The sequence below is a fragment of the Burkholderia cepacia genome, from assembly GCF_001039005.1.
GTDB classification, from domain to species: domain Bacteria; phylum Pseudomonadota; class Gammaproteobacteria; order Burkholderiales; family Burkholderiaceae; genus Burkholderia; species Burkholderia theae.
Genome location: NZ_LDWR01000023.1, coordinates 1 through 16,982 on the forward strand (window position 1 = coordinate 1; position 16,982 = coordinate 16,982).

Annotated in this window: 15 protein-coding genes; 3 read left to right on the forward strand and 12 right to left on the reverse strand. The window is 69.6% G+C overall.

The annotated features are described in order from the left end of the window. A partial coding sequence (locus VL15_RS14330; RefSeq protein WP_048246380.1) for a glycosyltransferase family 2 protein occupies positions 1-514 on the reverse strand: 514 nt, incomplete at its 3' end. 315 nt (positions 515-829) lie between these two features. On the opposite strand from VL15_RS14330, the gene VL15_RS14335 reads away from it, so the two are divergent. Continuing rightward, positions 830-1,204 (forward strand): phage protein NinX family protein, encoded by a 375-nt coding sequence (locus VL15_RS14335; RefSeq protein WP_048246293.1) that lies wholly within the window; start codon positions 830-832, stop codon positions 1,202-1,204. A gap of 21 nt (positions 1,205-1,225) precedes the next feature. On the opposite strand, the gene VL15_RS14340 is transcribed toward VL15_RS14335, so the two are convergent. Both VL15_RS14340 and VL15_RS14345 read right to left on the reverse strand, forming a co-directional pair. Beyond that, positions 1,226-2,212, reverse strand: a complete 987-nt coding sequence (locus VL15_RS14340) for an ABC transporter substrate-binding protein (RefSeq protein ID WP_048246381.1) — start codon at positions 2,210-2,212, stop codon at positions 1,226-1,228. Positions 2,213-2,360: 148 nt separating this feature from the next. After that, on the reverse strand, positions 2,361-3,239 hold the full coding sequence (locus VL15_RS14345) for a LysR family transcriptional regulator (protein ID WP_048246294.1): 879 nt from the start codon (positions 3,237-3,239) through the stop codon (positions 2,361-2,363). A gap of 100 nt (positions 3,240-3,339) precedes the next feature. Between VL15_RS14345 and VL15_RS14350 the strand changes: the two genes are divergently transcribed. After that, entirely contained in the window at positions 3,340-4,908 is a 1,569-nt protein-coding gene (locus VL15_RS14350; RefSeq protein WP_048246295.1) for an MFS transporter, read from the forward strand. Between the two features lie 29 nt (positions 4,909-4,937). On the opposite strand, the gene VL15_RS14355 is transcribed toward VL15_RS14350, so the two are convergent. From VL15_RS14355 to VL15_RS14370, 4 genes are all read right to left on the reverse strand, one after another. Next, complete coding sequence (locus tag VL15_RS14355; protein WP_048246296.1) at positions 4,938-6,086, reverse strand: LysR family transcriptional regulator; 1,149 nt, start codon at positions 6,084-6,086, stop codon at positions 4,938-4,940. Positions 6,087-6,147: 61 nt separating this feature from the next. Next, positions 6,148-6,876: an aspartate/glutamate racemase family protein gene (locus VL15_RS14360; protein ID WP_048246297.1), complete on the reverse strand. Its 729-nt coding sequence runs from the start codon at positions 6,874-6,876 to the stop codon at positions 6,148-6,150. Between the two features lie 21 nt (positions 6,877-6,897). Beyond that, positions 6,898-8,448: an NCS1 family nucleobase:cation symporter-1 gene (locus VL15_RS14365; RefSeq protein ID WP_080970828.1), complete on the reverse strand. Its 1,551-nt coding sequence runs from the start codon at positions 8,446-8,448 to the stop codon at positions 6,898-6,900. Between the two features lie 346 nt (positions 8,449-8,794). Then, positions 8,795-10,102: an MFS transporter gene (locus tag VL15_RS14370; protein ID WP_048246298.1), complete on the reverse strand. Its 1,308-nt coding sequence runs from the start codon at positions 10,100-10,102 to the stop codon at positions 8,795-8,797. A gap of 532 nt (positions 10,103-10,634) precedes the next feature. Between VL15_RS14370 and VL15_RS14375 the strand changes: the two genes are divergently transcribed. Then, positions 10,635-11,081: a MarR family winged helix-turn-helix transcriptional regulator gene (locus VL15_RS14375; RefSeq protein WP_048246299.1), complete on the forward strand. Its 447-nt coding sequence runs from the start codon at positions 10,635-10,637 to the stop codon at positions 11,079-11,081. Between the two features lie 22 nt (positions 11,082-11,103). Here VL15_RS14375 and VL15_RS14380 read toward each other — a convergent pair whose 3' ends face one another. From VL15_RS14380 to VL15_RS14400, 5 genes are all read right to left on the reverse strand, one after another. Further along, positions 11,104-13,380 (reverse strand): xanthine dehydrogenase family protein molybdopterin-binding subunit, encoded by a 2,277-nt coding sequence (locus tag VL15_RS14380; protein WP_048246300.1) that lies wholly within the window; start codon positions 13,378-13,380, stop codon positions 11,104-11,106. Between the two features lie 153 nt (positions 13,381-13,533). After that, on the reverse strand, positions 13,534-14,187 hold the full coding sequence (locus VL15_RS14385) for an isochorismatase family protein (RefSeq protein WP_048246301.1): 654 nt from the start codon (positions 14,185-14,187) through the stop codon (positions 13,534-13,536). A gap of 19 nt (positions 14,188-14,206) precedes the next feature. After that, positions 14,207-15,247 (reverse strand): 2,5-dihydroxypyridine 5,6-dioxygenase, encoded by a 1,041-nt coding sequence (locus VL15_RS14390; protein WP_048246302.1) that lies wholly within the window; start codon positions 15,245-15,247, stop codon positions 14,207-14,209. Positions 15,248-15,293: 46 nt separating this feature from the next. Then, positions 15,294-16,124, reverse strand: coding sequence for an alpha/beta fold hydrolase (locus tag VL15_RS14395; protein WP_048246303.1), 831 nt, complete (start codon positions 16,122-16,124; stop codon positions 15,294-15,296). Between the two features lie 27 nt (positions 16,125-16,151). Beyond that, positions 16,152-16,904 carry an Asp/Glu racemase gene (locus VL15_RS14400; RefSeq protein WP_048246304.1) on the reverse strand — a complete coding sequence of 251 codons (753 nt, stop codon included), beginning with the start codon at positions 16,902-16,904 and terminating at the stop codon, positions 16,152-16,154. Positions 16,905-16,982: the final 78 nt, after the last annotated feature.

Below are 16,982 nucleotides of genomic sequence, written 5' to 3' on the forward strand. Positions count from 1 at the left end.
CGACCTGGCGGTCCATCAGGCGAAAATCGCCGACGTTCTCCGGCATCTCGACTTCGGAGAGCCGGTTGTGCACGCGGTAGTAGAGCGCGGCGGCCACACGCTGCATCAGCGGATCGCACATGCGGTCGGTGCGCTTCGCGGCGACGACCTCGGCGCCGGCGTGCCAGCGTTCGACCATCGCGGGGATCAGTGCGGGCGGGTCCTGCAGGTCGGCGTCGATCAGGATCACGGCCGCGCCGGCGGCTTCGTCGATGCCGGCGGTGAGCGCGGCCTCCTTGCCGAAGCGCCGCGTGAGATCGACGATGCGCACGCGCGGGTCGCCGGCCGCGATGTCGATCAGCTTGTCCAGCGTGTCGTCGCGGCTGCCGTCGTTCACGCAAACGATTTCGAAGCGCGCGGTGCCGATCGATTCCAGTATCGGAACGGTGGTCGCGAAGAATGCATCGATCGCTTCCGCTTCGTCGTGAAAGGGCACGACGAGCGATACCAACGGCTTTCGGGTGTGCGTGGACATACGTCCCCCCGTGAGATCCGGTCTGCGCCGCATTGTCTGGTCCTGTTGTCGCCGAATGTGCGGAAACGGGTCCGATTCGGCGCAAGTCTTGTGTTTGTGATGGCCTGGTTGGCTTGCTGCGGGCCGGGCGGCAAGCTTCGGATGATTGTACGCACGAATGACGCGATGGTGACAGGGGGCGCGGGTTTGCTCGGGGGAGGGGTTTCAGCGATGCGGCCGGCCGCCGGCGGGTGCGGTCGGCGCGATCCTTACCCCGCCGTTCACGCTGGTGTAACGGGTAGCATGGCGTCTGCAACGACGGCGACGGAGACGGCCATGCAAGTTCAGGAGCTGACGGGCGCACCGCTGGATTATTGGGTCGCGATCGCGGAAGGCCATGACGCCCCGCGCACCGACGCGTTCGGGTGTACGTCGATTCGCGCACCGGGCGGTGCGCCGGTGCCGTTCGCGCCGTCGTCGTCGTGGGCGGACGGCGGCCCGATCGTCGAGCGGCTGCCGTTCGCCGCATTCGAGCGCGACGGCGGGCGCGGCGCGTGGCGGGCCGTACTGCACCGGCCCGTGCCGGCCGCGGGCGAGCGCTGCACGTTCAACCAGTCGGGGCCGACGCTGCTGGTCGCCGCGATGCGCACGCTCGTTGCGTCGACGTTCGGCGACGACGTGCCGGACCTCGATATGGCGCGGCCGCGCTGAACGCCGCCGCGCGCGGCATCCTCACGCAGACACGTTCCGGATCGCGATCGACGCGACGTCGACGCGCCGCGGCAGGATCGCGTCCGCCGCCGCGCGGTCGGCGACGCGTTGCAGCACGTCGATGTCGGCGCCGCTGAGGCTGCGTTGCGCGAGCGCGGCCCGGTGCGCGATATCGGTGGCCGCGTCGGGCGGCAGGCGCGTGAGCGACGCATAGACGCTCGCATAGTCGGCCGGGTGCGCGAGCGCCCACTGGCCCGCGCGGGCGAGCCGTGCGAGCACGTCCGCGAGCGCCGCGCGCTTCGCGCGATCGTCGAGCGTGTCGACCGGCGACGTGAGGAACGCGAGCCCCGAATTGATGCCGCTGCCGTCGCGGACGATGCGCGCGCCGCGTCGTACCGCATGCCCGTAATACGGATCGAACGTCGCCCAGATGCCGATCCGTTTCGCCTCGAACGCGGCGAACGCATCGACGGGCAGCACGAAGCGCACGTCGACGTCGCGCGGCGCGAGGCCGTGTTCGCGCAGCGCACCGTACAACTGGTATTGCGAGATGCTGCCGCGCGCGGACGACACGACGACGGTTTGCCCTTTCAGGTCGGCGACCGCGCGGACCGGCGAATCGGGCTGCACGACGATGCCGAGCGACGCGGGCGAGCCGACGCGCGTCGCGACGATCCGCAACGCCGGATCGCCGAGTGCGGCCGTCAGCACGGGCAGGTCGCCGGCCGGCGCGAGATCGATCGCGCCCGCGCGCTGGGCTTCGAACAGCGGCGCGGCGCCCTGGAAATTGGCCCAGCGGAACCGGTAGGGCGTGCCGTCGAGCACGCGCGCGGCTTCGGCCAACGCACGCAGGCCGCCGGCCTGGTCGCCGAGCACGAGCGTGACGCCCGACAGGTCGGCGCCGGCCGCGCGGGCAGGCACGGCGATGCCGCCCGCGAGCGGCGCGGCGGCGAGGGCGGCAAGACGCTGCAGCACGCGGCGGCGCGCTATGGCGGAGGAGGGGTTCATCGGCGGCGTGTCCTCGGTGATCCGCGCGCGTGCGGCGCGGCTGCCGGGCAGGTTACGGAATCGGTTTCCTGCCGACAAACATCGAATCGTGAAATGCATATTCGCGCGGCGACGGCCGGGACGGCCGGTATCGACGCGCGCGAATACGTTATGCAGTGGGAGGAACCGTGCGCAGGAACGCCCGCACCGCGGGCGCCTTTTCGAACCGCCGGTGCGCGAGCGCGAGTTCGGACATGATCGGCTTGCCGGCGATCGGCCGGTACACGACGCCCGGCAGCGACACGCAACCGGCGAGCGCGTCGGGAATCACGGCGACCCAGCCGTTCACGGACACGCACGCGAGCACCGCGAGCAGGCCGCCCGGCCGCGCGGCGATCACCGGCGCGAAGCGGCCGCGGCGCGCGACCTCGAGCGTGCCGCGCTCCTGCTCGGGCACCGCGAAGCGCGCATCGGCGAGGTCGGCCGCGCGTACGGCCGCCATCGACGCGTAGCGCGATTCGGCCGGCACGGCCGCGACGAACACGTCGCGCTGCAGCGTGACGATCCGCAGGCCGCCGGGCAGCGGCAGCGGCGGGCGCACGTACGCGAGGTCGAGCCGGCCCGCGTCGAGCTGGTTCGCGACGTCGTCCATCGGTACTTCGCGCAGGTTCAGCTCGATGCGCGGGTGTGCGGCGCGAAACGCGCCGACCGTGCGCTGCAGCGTGCCCGAATAGACGGCGGACGATACGTAGCCGATCTCGATCCGGCCGAGTTCGCCGCGTTCGGCCAGCGCGGCGAGTTCGCGGCCGCGCTGCAGGTGCTCGAACGCGGCGCTGGCCTCGGCGAGATAGGCCTCGCCGGCCGCGCTCAGCGTGACCGCGCGGCGCGACCGGTGAAACAGCCGCACGCCGAGCACGCGTTCGGCTTCCTGGATCTGCCGCGTGAGCGCGGGCGGCGCCATGTCGAGTGCCTCGGCCGCGCGGGCGAAATGCAGGTGCTGCGCGACGCTCAGGAACGCGCGCACGTGACGGAACTCGAGCCGATCCATGATTGCAATTTTCGTCAATAAAACAGCATGGGAGTGTCAATGACAGGCAATACCGGGCAAGCCTAGCATACGGGTCGTTGATCCTGTTCCGGAGTTGCCGATGTCCCAGTCCTCCCCGGCGTCGCGCGCAGGCGCGGCCGCCGCCCCGCGCGCGGGCACCCGCCTGCCGGCTGCCGCGACGCTTGCCGTCGCGTCCGCGACCTGTTCGCTGATCGTGCTCGACACGAACGTCGTTGCCGTGTCGCTGCCGAGCATCGCGCGCAGTTTTCACGCGAGCTTCGCCGAGATCGAATGGGTCGTGAGCGCGTACATGACCGCGTTCGCCGCGTGCCTGCTGCCGGCCGGCGGGCTCGCCGACCGTTTCGGCCGCAAGCGGATGCTCGGTGCGGGGCTCGCGCTCTTTTTTCTCGCGTCGCTCGGCTGCGGCATCGCGCCGTCGGCCGGCTGGCTGATCGCCGCGCGCGCGGTGAAGGGCGGCGGCGCCGCGCTGTTGCTGACGGCCGCGCTCGCCGTGATCGCGAACCGGTTTCCGGAAGGGCGCGAACGGGCGCGTGCGTGGGCGATCTGGGGCATGTGCATGGGGATTGCGACGGCCATCGCTCCGCTCGTCGGCGGCGCGATCACGCAATGGATCGGGTGGCGCTGGGTGTTCCTGCTGAACCTGCCCGTCTGCGCGCTGCTGGCGGTTGGCGCGCGCGTCGCGATCGACGAATCGCGCGATCCGCATGCGAAACGCGTGGACGCGGCCGGCAGCCTGTTGTTCGGCGCGGCGCTGTCGTGCGCGATCGCGGCGCTGATCGGTGCGCCGTCGCACGGCTGGCTGTCGGCCGCGACGCTCGGCCGGCTCGCGCTCGCCGTCGCGCTGTTTGCCGCGTTCATTGGCGCGGAACGCTGGCAGGCGCGGCCGATGATCGATCTCGCGCTGTTCCGCCAGCCGCGCTTCGTCGGCGCGGTGCTCGCGATGTTCGGTTACGCGGCGTGCGCGCAGGTGATGATGACGTTCCTGCCGCTGTACCTGCAGAACGCGTTCGGGATGTCGGCGATCGACGCGGGGCTCGGCATGCTGCCGTTCGCGTTCGCGATGGTCGCCGGGCCGTCGCTCGGTGCGGCGCTCGCCGCGCGCGTGTCGTCAGGCGGCGTGCTGGCGGGCGGGCTCGCGCTGATCGGCGCGGGCAACCTCGCGACCGCGGCGCTGACGGCCAGCGGCGATTACCGGCTCGTCGCGCTCGGCATGTTCGTGACGGGCTGCGGCGCCGGCATCATGAACGGCGACACGCAGAAGGCGATCATGGCGTGCGTGCCGCCGAACCGCACGGGCATGGCGTCGGGCATCAGCACGACGACGCGTTTCTCGGCGATCGTGACGGCCGTCGGCGTGCTCGGCGCGGTGCTGGCGGCGAGCACGCACGCGCAACTCGATCGGCTGCTGTCCGCCGCGCCTGGCCTGCGCACGTTCGCCGATGCGCCGTTCATGTCGAGCCTGCTGGCCGGCGATCTCGCGCAAGCGCTCGGCCGCGTGCCGCCGTCGGCGGCCGGTGTGCTCGCGAAGGCGGCGCCCGTCGCGTTCGCGAGCGGGTTCGCCGACGCGCTGACGGTAAGCGGCGTGCTGGCGCTCGTCGCGGCTGTCGTTGCATACAAGTTGCTTACGCAACCGATGCGCGACGCGTGACGTGTATCCCGGTGTGTTTCGCCCGCGGTTCAGTGTGATTTCGTCGTGTGGCGCAGATGACGCGCGACGCGGGCGACGAGCGGCCGGCGCGACGCGCGGCAGTGCGTTGCCTTGCGTGCCCGTGGCACGCGCAGCGGGTCGGGCGCGGGCGTCGCCGGTACGGTTGCGGCCGCAACCGCTGCAACCGCCGGCAGCGCGGCCTCGGCGTCGAGCCAGCCGCGCGTCGCTTCCGCGATCAGCCCGCGCAGCCAGCGCACGCCTTCGGTGCACGATCCCGATTCGTTCCACGTCATCCGGTACACGATGTCCGGCGGCTCGGCCGGCAGCGCGACGGCGGCGAGCGGCAGCAGCTTCGCGTAGTGCCGTGCGAGCCGGTATGTGGTGGTCAGGATCAGGTCGGAGCGCACGAGTGCATGCGCGGCGAGTTCGAAGTGCGGCAGCGTGACGACGATCCGCCGCAGCAGGCCCACGCGTTCGAGCTGCCGGTCGATCGCGCCGGACGCTTCGAGCCACGACGGCGTCGGGCACAGCTGCGGTGCATGCGCGAAATCGTCGGCCGTCATCGTGCCGCGTCGCGCGAGCGGGTGCGTCGCGCGCATCAGGCATACGACGCGATCGTCGAACAGGTCGTCCTGCCGGAATCGCGACGAACGCGCCGGGCGATTGTCGATCACGACGTCGAGCTCGCCGTCGGCGAGCGCGCGCTCGTCGTCGAAGCCGTCGCCGAGCGGATGGAACACGAGCTGCGCGTTCGGCGCGCGCTCGCGGAACAGCGCGACGAGCTTCGGCACGAACAGCACGTTCAGGTAGTCGGGGCAGCCGATCCGGTAGGTGCGCACCGACGTGCGCGCGTCGAACCTCGGCTGCTGGATGCGGATGAAGTCGATCACGCGCAGCGCGTTGCGCAACGGTTCGATCAGCCGTGCGCCGAACTCGGTCGGCACCATCCCGTAGCGGCTGCGCACGAGCAGCGGATCGCCGAGCAGCGTGCGCAGGCGCTTGAGCGCGGCACTGGTCGCCGGCTGCGACATGTTCAGGCGCACGGCCGCACGCGACACAGTGCGCTCGGTCAGCAGCACGAGCAGGATGCGCATCAGCCGCGCATCCAGCACGTCGAGCACGCCCGTAGTGTCGGACGTGTCGCGGGGCAGGGCGTTCGGGTCTAGCGGGTCCCGCATGCCGATACGCCTCCCGGCGACGCAGTGCCCGCGCGCGACGCGACAGCCGGCCGGTCGCCCGTCATTTTGCGAAGACCCCCGGCCAGCCGACGATCCGCTTCGGGCGCGGCGGCGCATACGTGCGGACCTTCGACGTTTTCAGCTTCAGGCGCACCAGCGACTCGGCGAGCGCGACCGCGGCCGACACGCCGTCGACGACCGGCACGCCCGTGCATTCCTCGATTTGCCGGTCGAGGCCGGCCATCCCGCCGCAGCCGAGGCAGATCACTTCCGCGTGATCGTCCTTCACCGCGCGCTGCGCCTGGCCGACGATCGACTCGATTGCGCGGGCCGGGTTCTCTTCGAGTTCGAGCACCGCGAGGCCGCTCGCGCGCACCGACGCGCAGCGTGCGTCGAGCCCGGAGAGCTTCAGGCGATCCTCGATCAGCGGTACCGTGCGGTCGAGCGTCGTGACGACCGAGTAGCGATGGCCGAGCAGCATCGCGACGCTCGCGGCCGCTTCGGTGATGTCGACGACGGGCACCGTCAGCAGTTCCTGCAGGCCTTCGCGGCCGTGTTCGCCGTAGCCGGCCTGGATCACCGCGTCGTACGGTTCGTCGTAGCTCAACACGCGATCCATCACGGCGATCGCCGCGAGGTAGCTCTCGAAGTTGCCTTCGACCGACTCCGCGCCGAAGCGCGGCGTCAGCCCGACGATCTCCGTGCCCGGCGACGCGGCCGCCTGCGCCTGCGCGGCGATCGCGTCGGTGATCGACTCGGTGGTGTTGACGTTGACTACCAGGATCCTCATCGTGACTCCGTATGCGTGTGTTCAGTGTTGCGCGCAGGCGACCGCGATGGGTTCGCCCGAGCGCTCGTCGTATTGCCGTTTGCGATCGGCCAGCAGCCAGTACACGCTGCCCGCGATGGCCGCGCCGAGCAGCCACGAGAACGGCGTCATCGCGCTGAAGGCCGGCACGACGGCGAGCGTGATCGAGATCAGCGCGGACGGCACGAGGGCCGCGAGCGCCTTGCGGTTCACGCCGCGTGTGTAGAAATAGGTGCCGGTCGGCGCTTCGGTATAGAGATCGGGCACGTTCACGCGCTGCTTGCGCACGAGCCAGTAGTCGACCGTGATGATCCCGTACAGCGGGCCGAGCAGCGCGCCGAGGCCGGACAGGAAGTAGACGATCACGATCGGGCTGTTGTACAGGTTCCATGGCATGATCAGCACCGCAACCGTCGCGCTGATCAGGCCCGCGCGGCGGAACGACAGCCGGTGCGGCGCGAGGCTCGTCAGCACGAAGGCCGGCGCGACGAAGTTCGCCATGATGTTCACGGCAACCGTCACGATCAGGAACGCGAGGCAGCCGAGCACGAGGAACAGCTTGTTCGGCACCGTCGCGATGATTTCCGTCGGGCTGTGGATGATCTGGCCGTTCAGCTTGAACTGCGCACCCGCGAGCACGAAGCTGATCGTCGCGAACACGAGGATGTTGACCGGCAGGCCCCAGAAGTTGCCGACGCGCACCGTCTTCGCGCTCGGCGACGAGCGCGCGAAATCGCAGAAGTTGAGCACCAGCGTGCCGTAGATCGCGAGCCACAGCGAGCCGCCCGCGAAGATCTCGGTCCACATCTTCAGGCCGGTCGGCGGCTTGCCGATCGACATCGCGAGATGGCCGCCCGTGCGGCTGACCATCCAGGCGGCGAGCGACAGCGTCGTGACCAGGATCACCGGGCCGGCCAGCCCCTCGTACTTGCGGACCATTTCCATGCCGTACGTGAGGATGCCGATCTGCACGAGCCAGATCGCGACGAACGTGATCCAGCCGAGCGTGGACAGCCCGAAGATCGCGTTCTGGTCGAATGCGGCGAGGCCCGGCCAGACGGCGGTGAGCAGTACGCGCAGCACGACGGACGCGAGATAGGTCTGGATGCCGAACCATGCGATCGCGATCACCGCGCGGATCATCGCGGGCAGCAGCGCGCCGTAGATGCCGAAGCTCATCCGGCTGATCACCGGGAACGGCACGCCGGTCTTCTGGCCCATGTAGCCGGTGAGGTTCATGAAGCAGTACACGAGCACCGCGCCGATCGCGAGCGACGCGAGCATCTGCCAGCCGGACAGGCCGAGTGCGAACAGCCCGATCGCGAACGAGTAGTTCGCGATGTTGTGCACGTCGTTGGTCCACAGCGCAAAGATGCTGTAGCGGCCCCAGGTCCGGCCCTCGGCCTTGGTCGGCGCGAGGTCGGCGTTATGCAGCCGCGGGCTCAGCGCGGGGTCGCGCGCGGCCGTATCGGTTCGATGCGATGCGTCGTCCGCGCCGAGCACGAGGCCCGGGCGGTGGGTGGCTTCCAGTTGCACGCCGTTGTCTCCTTCCATGTGCGGGGCGCGAAACCGGCAGCGTGTACACGCTGCGCCGGCCCGGCCGCCGTGGACGTTATGTCTCGGATTTGTTCCCGAGTATGGGTGGCCGATTCGGTGATGGGAAATTAAATATTCGGCTGGGCGTCATTTGAAAAATGAATGGGATGCGGCCGGCTTTGGGGGCCGGATGCGTGGATGGCGCGGCGGCGTGCGCGCGCGCGGATGACGACGAATGAACGCGGAAAGCGCGCACGCGCCGGCGTGGCGGCGTGCGCTGTATGAAGCGGGGGCGTGGGGCGGACCGCGCGACAGGCGCGGTCGTAAAAGAGGAGGCAGCGTCGCGCGTGGGCGACGCAACTCGTCAGCGGTTCACGAGCTTCGCCGGATACGCGAGCGCGAGCGCGCAGCCGACCAGCATGCACGCGGCGAAGCCGACCAGTCCCGCGCTTTGCGAATGGAACGTGTCGCGCAGCCAGCCGATGAAATAGGTGCTGCCGAACCCGCCGAGGTTCGCGATCGAGCACGCGAACGCGATCCCGCCGGCCGCGGCCGAGCCCTTCAGGAACGTGGACGGCAACGCCCAGACCACCGGCATCGCGGCTGCCGCGCCCGCGTTGATCAGCGAGAACAGCAGCACCGTTCCGAGCGTGCCGTGCGACGACGACGCCGCGATCGTCAGCGCGACGGCCGACACCATGAACGGCACGACGATATGCCAGCGGCGCTCGCGTGCGCGATCGGAGCTCGCGCCGCAATACAGCGTGGCGAGCACGGCTGCGGCATTCGGAATCACCATCAGCCAGCCGATGTGATACGCGTCCTTCACGCCGGTGTCGCGCAGGATCGTCGGCAGCCAGAAGCTCACCGCATACAGGCCGAGCAGCACGCACAGGTCGATCAGGCCGAGCGCCCACACCTTCGGATCGGAGAACGCCTTGCCGAGCGCATGGCTCTTGTTGCCGGCCGGATCGGCGTCGAGATTCGCGCGCAGTGTCCGCTTTTCGTCGGCGTTCAGCCATTGCGCGGATTCGATGTTGTTGGGCAGCCAGCGCAGCACCGCGAAGCCGAGCGGCACCGACGGCAGCGCTTCGAGCAGGAACAGCCACTGCCAGCCGCCGAGCCCGTGCGCGCCGTCGAACGCGCGCATGATCCAGCCGGAGATCGGGCTGCCGATCATGCTCGACAGCGGCAGGCCGACCATGAACAGCGCGACGATCCGCGCGCGGCGCGCATCGGGGTACCACTGCGTCAGGTACAGCAGCACGCCCGGCAGGAAGCCGGCCTCGGCCGCGCCGAGCAGGAAGCGCACGATATAGAACTGCATCGGCGTGTGCACGAACATCGTCGCGCCCGACAGCAGGCCCCACGTGATCATGATCCGCGCGATCCACAGCTTCGCGCCGACGCGCTGCAGCACCAGATTGCTCGGGACTTCGAACAGGATGTAGCCGCCGAAGAACAGGCCGGCGCCGAGCCCGTACACGGTATCGCTGAACTTCAGCGCGTCGAGCATCTGGAGTTTCGCGAGCCCGATGTTGATGCGGTCGAGATAGGCCGCGAAGTAGCACAAACAGAAGAGGGTGATCAGGCGCAGCGTGACCTTGCGATAAAGATTGCCGTGCAGCGCGTCGTCGGGGGAAACGGCGGCGCTCGGGTGTGCGGTAGACATGGGGTTGCCCCTGTTCGAATGTGACGGATGAATGGGTGGCCGATCGACGCGAGCGAAGATTCCGCTGCGCACTGGAGTCTGTATATCACGGCAATTAAATAGCGTACACACTAGAAAATACGGAATCGCACAGGCATGAAAATCGACGCGCTACGACAAGTGTTTGTGTGAAGAAAACCGCGCGTTTAGTGGGGTTTTAGGCGATCGAAACCGTGCGTAAGAATGATCGGGAGGCGCGTCTGAATATGCACAAAATTCGTGCGTATGCACTTAAAAATGGAGTGTGTGCGCGAAAGCCTGCTGCAGCGCGCAAACGCGCGTGCGCCAGCGGGCTCGAACGCGGGTGGCCAGCCGTCCCGGCGACTGTACCGGCGCGATCCGCTGCTGTCGGGCGATCGTCAGGCGTGCTGCGTAGCGAGTACCGCGATTCCTGATGCACCGCAATGAAGCGGTTACCCGGCGGCCGGTTGCGTGGAATTGAGGGTGTACACTTCTTGTCTTTCCCTTACACGCGGCGCGGGCCTGCACTTTCATGGCGTCTTCCAAGGATTCCTACGACTTTCACGACCAGGTCGGGCACCTGCTGCGCCGCGCCTATCAGCGGCACGTTTCGATCTTCCAGGAAGCGATCCCCGATTCGGACCTCACGGCCGCGCAGTTCGTGACGCTGTGCGCGGTCAAGGAAAGGCAGGCGTGCTCGCTGAACGACATCGTCAAGGCGACCGCGATCGATCAGGCGACGATTCGCGGCGTCGTCGAGCGCCTGAAGGCGCGGGCGCTGATCGAGGTGCTGCACGACCCGAACGACGGCCGCAAGCTGCTCGTGCGCGCGACCGCGACCGGTCTCGCGCTGATCGAGCGCACGGTGCCGTTCGCGCGACACGTGACGGAGCGCACCTATGGCGCGCTCAATCCGGGCGAACGTGTCGCGTTGCAGTTCCTGCTGCGCAAGATGATGGAAGAGGACGGCGACGCGTGATGCGGTAGCGGCGCAAGTCGGCCTATGTCGTGCCGGCGGTGACGACCTCGTCGGCACACATCAGCCGGCCGGCGTCGCGCAGCGCGGCGCGGACCGCCTCGGGCGTAAACGGCGGCGCGTAGAACCGCACGCCGGTGGCATCGAACAGCGCGTTCGCGACCGCGGCCGGGCCCGGCACCGACGCCGATTCGCCCGCACCGAGCGGCGGCTCGCCCTGCCTCGGCATCAGCACCACATCGACGTCCGGTACTTCCGCGAACGTCAGGATCGGATAGCTCGCCCATTCGCGCGACGCGACCTTGCCGTCCGCGAACCGCACGCGCTCCTTCAGCGTACGGCTCAGTACCTGGATCACGTTGCCATGGATCTGGTGGCGCACGCCATCCGGGTTGATCATCGTGCCCGTGTCCTGGCCGACCGTCACGCGTTCGATGCGTATCTCGCCCGACACGCGATCGACGCTCAGGTCGACGATCCATGCCGACCATGCCGCGCCGAATCCGGGAAAGCGGCTATGCACGTATCGCGCATAAGCGACCCCGCGTCCATGCACGAGTCGCGCGCCGTCGCGTTCGCGCTGCGTGCGATGCGGACGGGGCGTCCAGCCCGCGCGATCGGCCACGGCCTGCAGCAGTTCCGTCGCGCGTGTGTCCTGCAGGTGACGCAGCCGGAACGCGAGCGGATCGATACCCGTCAGCGCCGCGCATTCGTCGACGAACGCGTCGTGCGCGAACGAGTTCGGCAACGCCGACACGCCACGCAGCCACGACGCGCGCACGAGCGGCGCGAGATCCTCGCAGACGAAGCGGCGATGCGGGCTCGCGTACGGCGACACGGCCGTGCGGTCGCCCATCTCGAACACGCGCGGCTCGGGCGCGATCGCGCCGGTCAGCAGCGCCGCGAGCAGCGGCGCGTCGTTCGACGGATAGCGGGTCGTGAAGTCGTAGCCGAGCAGGCGGCCGTCGCGCGTGACGGTGCCGGTCACCTGCATCAACTGGCCCGCGCCTTTCGGTTCCCACAGATGCTCGTCTGCGCGCGACAGTTGCACGCGCACCGGGCGGCCGACCGCGCGCGACAGCAGTAGCGCATCGCCGCACACGTCGTCGGCGCCATTGCGGCCATAGCAGCCGGCCGCTTCCATCCGCACGACATCGAAATCGGCTTCGTCGCGCGCGACCAGCGTTGCGAGGTCGTAGCGCAGCGAGACCGGATTCTGCGTGCCGGACCACACGGTGATCCGGCCGTCGCCCGGTTCCCGGTAATCGGCGAGCGCGCATGACGGACCGATCGAGCCGTGCATCTGGAACGGCCACGCATAGGTGCGCGACAGCGTGATCGTGTCGGGCTGCGCGCGCGCCGCGACCACATCGCCTTCGTCGAGCAGCACGCGGCGTTTGGCCGGCGCGGCGACGATCGCGGCGGCCGGTCCGTCGAGCGGCGGCAGCGCGGGATGCGGCCGCCACGTCGCGCGCAACTGGCGCGCCGCGCGGATCGCGTGTTCCTCGCGCTCGGCGACGACGCCAACGAAATCGCCGATCGCGACGACCGCCACCAGCCCCGGCACGTCGGCCACCGATGCGCGATCGACGTCGACGAGCGAGGTGCCGACGAACGGGCCGCTGTCGTGGCCCGCATACGGTGGCCGCACGACGCGGCCGTGCAGCATGCCCGGCACGCGCATGTCGTGCACGAATGTGAGCTGGCCGGTTGCCTTCGCGGGCAGGTCGACGCGCGGCGACGACTTGCCGACGATCCGGTAGTGCGCGGGGTCCTTCGTACGGATGGTCAGGTCCAGCGTCAGCGCGATCCGTTGCGCGGCGACGAGCGCGGCGAACGTCGCCGTTTGTCCGTCCGCCGAAATCGTCGTGTTGTCGACGCTCAGTTGCGCCGCGTCGACGCCGAACCGTTCGGCGGCGAGCGCGAGCAGTGCGTGACGCGCCTGCGCGGCCGCACAGCGCAGCGGCGTCGCGGAAATCTGGATGGTCGCGCTCGCGATGGTCGGGCCCTGGTTCGGGGTCGCGGCCGTGTCGCCGAGCACCATCGTCACGCGCGCGGCCGGCACGTCGAGTTCCTCGGCGACGATCTGCGCGAGCGACGTGCGGATGCCGGTGCCGAGATCGACGTGTCCGTTGAACGCGAGGATGCGGCCGTCGTCGAGAATCGCGACGAAGACCTCGGGCAGTGCGGGCACGTAGGACGACAGGCTGCCCGGCTGGCCGGGCGCCGGCTTGACGGGCGGCGCGGGCGGCCGGATCACGGTCAGGCAGCCGGTGCGCGCGAGCAGTTCGGAGCGGTTCACGGGGGAGGTGTCCTGTCGGGAGCGGCGCGGCCGGCGACCGGTAGCGTCGGGGAAGGATCGTGCGGCGCGCGTCGGGCCAATTTAGGTCGCCAAAAGCGCAGCGTCAATCGCGGGCGACGCATGCGCCGCCCGCCGCCCATCGTCCGTCGCGACTCAGCGCGCGCGGGCCTGCATGGCATCGATCGTCGCGATCGCGTCGTCGAGCGGCATCACGGCCGCATATTTCTGCTGCATGTCGAACAGGTTCGCGTCGTGCGGCGCGATCGCGCGATCGCCGACGCAATCGGCGAGCACGAGCGGCCGGAACCCGTGCGACATCGCGTCGACCACGCTCGCGCGCACGCAGCCGCTTGTCACCGCGCCCGCGACCAGCAGCGTCTGCACCGCGCGCTGCGCGAGCCACGGCGCGAGTTGCGTACCGAAGAACGCCGACGGCACGGTCTTGCGCACGACGAGCTCGCCAGCCGCGGGCGTGAGTTCGGGCACGATCGCGCTGTTCGGATGGTGCTCGGTCAGCGTCGCCATGCCGGGTACCTTCAGCGAAAACACGTTGTCGTCGCTGCCGTCGTCCGCGTAGACGATCCGGCTGTGCGCGACGGGCCAGCCGCGTTCGCGCGCCAGCGCAAGCGCACGGGTCGTGCGCGCGATCGCCGGCGCGATGTTGCCGCCGCCGAACGTCGCGGGATCGGCGAAGCCGACCACGAAATCGACGATCAGCAGGCCGATGTTGCCGTGCGGCGGCAGTGGCGTGCCGAAACCCTGCTGGCGATACACGTTCGCTTCGGCGTGATGGGAAAGATCGGTCATGGTGTCGGGGGCTCGTCGGTCAGGCGGGTTGATCGGTCACGCGGCCGTCGCGCACGACGGTTTCGCCGTCGAGTTCGACCGTGCAGCGGCGCAGCGGGATGTCGATGTGGCAGGTGGTCGTGCGGTTGCCGCCGCCTTCGTTGTTCGGGCCGAGCGAGAACAGGAAGTTGCCCTCGAACGCGCGTGCGTCCATCCCGATCGTCGCCTCGCGGTCGTACAGCCCGAGCGTCGACCAGCGCGCGCGCGGCTGCAACCCCCAGCCGATGTGCGAGATCGCATAACCTTCGGGGTCGGCGAACGTTTCCATGTAGTCGCGCAGCAGGTCGGCGTCGACGCCGCCTTCGATGCGCGTCGCATAACCGCCTTCGACGGTTAGCACGATCGGCTCGCTCACGTAGTGTTTCTGCGGCAACAGGATGTCGCCGCGATCGATCACGATCGTGCCGCGCGCGGTGCGGTCGTTCGGGTAGGTCAGCGCGAAGCCGCTCGGCCAGTGGTCCCAGCGGCCGGGCGCATCGACGAAACCGTACTCGGCCGTCGGCGGGAAGTCGCCGAGCGGGCACACGAGCGCGGTGCCGGCCGCGGACGTCACGCGCATCTCGCGGGCGGCGGCGATTTGCTTCGCCGCGGCAAGCACGCGCGTGCGGTCGGCCAGCGTCGGCACCATCCGCACGAGCACTTCAGGCGGCTCGACCGCGAGCAGGATCTTCGTGCCGGCCTTCAGGATGTCGTGCTGTTCGGGCGAGAACAGCAGCGTCATCAGGTCGAGCACGAGGTCGCTCTCGCGCAGCGCGGCGATCGCGGCCTTGTTGCCGGTCAGCGGCGTCGTGCCCAGGTACGCGAGCGGGTCGCGGCTGAACGCCTTGTCGCCGTTGACGGGTGGCAGGTCGAGCCGGTTGACGATCGCGCCCATCGATTGCGTCGCGATCAGCGCGCACGACAGCGTCTGCGGATGGGTGGCCGCGCTCGTCAGGATCGTGACGGTCTGGCCCGGTTCGAGGCGCGACAGCGTGAGTACCTGCTTCCACGCGTCGATCAGTTGGGTGTCGCTGACTGGCATCGTCGGCTCCGGTAAAGGCGTGAGGGAAAGAGGGGGCGAAGCGGGCTCAGGCCGCGAGCGGCGCGCCGAGGAAGTCGCCGAACGCCGCGTAGAAGCCCGGTGCGTTGTCCCACGGGATCATGTGGCCGGCATCGGGCACGCGCACGTGCCGCATCGACGGCGTCGCGCGCTGCAGTTCCGCGACGTCGTCGTCGCGCACCACGTCGCCGCGTTCGGCCGTGATCAGCAGCGACGGCACCGTCAAGCGCGCGGCGTCCGCGTGGAAATCGTCGGTATGGAAGCCTTCGTACGTCGCGCGCACCGCGCGCTCGTCGCAGGTATGCAGCCACTCGGCGCGCAACTGCAGTTCGGCATCGGTCCAGGTCGGGCAGAACGCGCGCATGCCTTCGGCGTCGGTGCCGGCGCGCGCGAGCGCCATCGAGTCGATGTACCACGGCAGCTTGCCCGGATAGTCGCGGCGGTTCGGGCCCGACACGGGCGGATCGACGAGCACGACCGATTCGAGCCCGCGGATGCCGCGCCGGGCCGCGCGCGCGGCGATCCGCGCGCCCATCGAATGGCCGACGAGGCTCGTGCGCGGCAGGCCGAGCGCGGCGACGAGCGCCACGATGTCGTCCGCTTGCGCATCGAGGCTGTAGTCGAGCGCCGGCGACGCGTCGGACAGCCCGCGGCCGCGCACGTCGAGCACATAGGTGTCGAACGCCGCGCCGAACACTTCGCCGACGAAGCCCCACGTGATCGCGGGGCTCGTGATGCCGGGGATCAGCACGATCGCGGGGCGCGCGGCGCGCGCACCGGTCGCGCCGCCGTAGCGCAGGTAGTGCTGGCGGATGCCGTTTGCGTGGACGTTCGCGCCGTTGAGGAAAGTCGAGGACATGGGTGGACTCCGTCGGAAGGGCCGCGCTCAGTACGCGCCGGACAGCAGCGCGCCGGCGCCGGGCACGACGGGCTCGAGGTCGAGCTCGCGCAGCATCGCGTAGGTGGTCGCGATCGCGGCGGTGATGACGGGCTTGCCCGTCATCGCCTCGACCTTCGCGACGGCCGGCAGCGACGGCATCTGCACGCACGCGGACAGCACGATCGCGTCGGCGTCCTGGTACGGCAGCGTCTTCACGATGTCGGGCAGGCGCGCCGGATCGTGACGGCCGACGTCGAGGTTGTCGGGAATCTCCAGCGCGCGGTAGGCGAGCACGTCGAATCCTTCGTTGCGGATGTAGTCGACCACGAGTTCGGTGAGCGGCAACATGTACGGCGCGACGACGACGATGCGCTTCGCGCCGATCACCTTCAGCGCGTCGACGAGCGCGCCCGCGCTCGTCAGCACGGGCGCCTGCGCGCCGTTGTCGGCCGTGTGCTTCGTGAGGCGCGCCTGCGACACGCGGTGGTAGCCGTGTCCCATCGCCATGATCGCGACGAGGCAGGCGTAGCCGAGCACGTCGACGCGCGCGTCGCTCAGTTCCACCGCGCAGCGGTCGGATTCGGCGTCCATCGCCGCGAGTTCTTCCTTGACGACCTTTTTCATCCGCATCCGGCTCGAGTGATACGTGAAGCGTTCGGGGCGGATCGTTTCGCGCAACCGCAGCATCGCGGGAATCTCGGTTTCCATCGTCGTGTTGGAACTCGGCACGATCTGGCCGATGCGGTAGGTCTTGCTCATGACGGGAGGCTCCGTGTCGGTAAGGGTGAGGCGGCACGCTGACGCGAGATCGCCGGATTTCGAGCAAAGTCTAGTGTG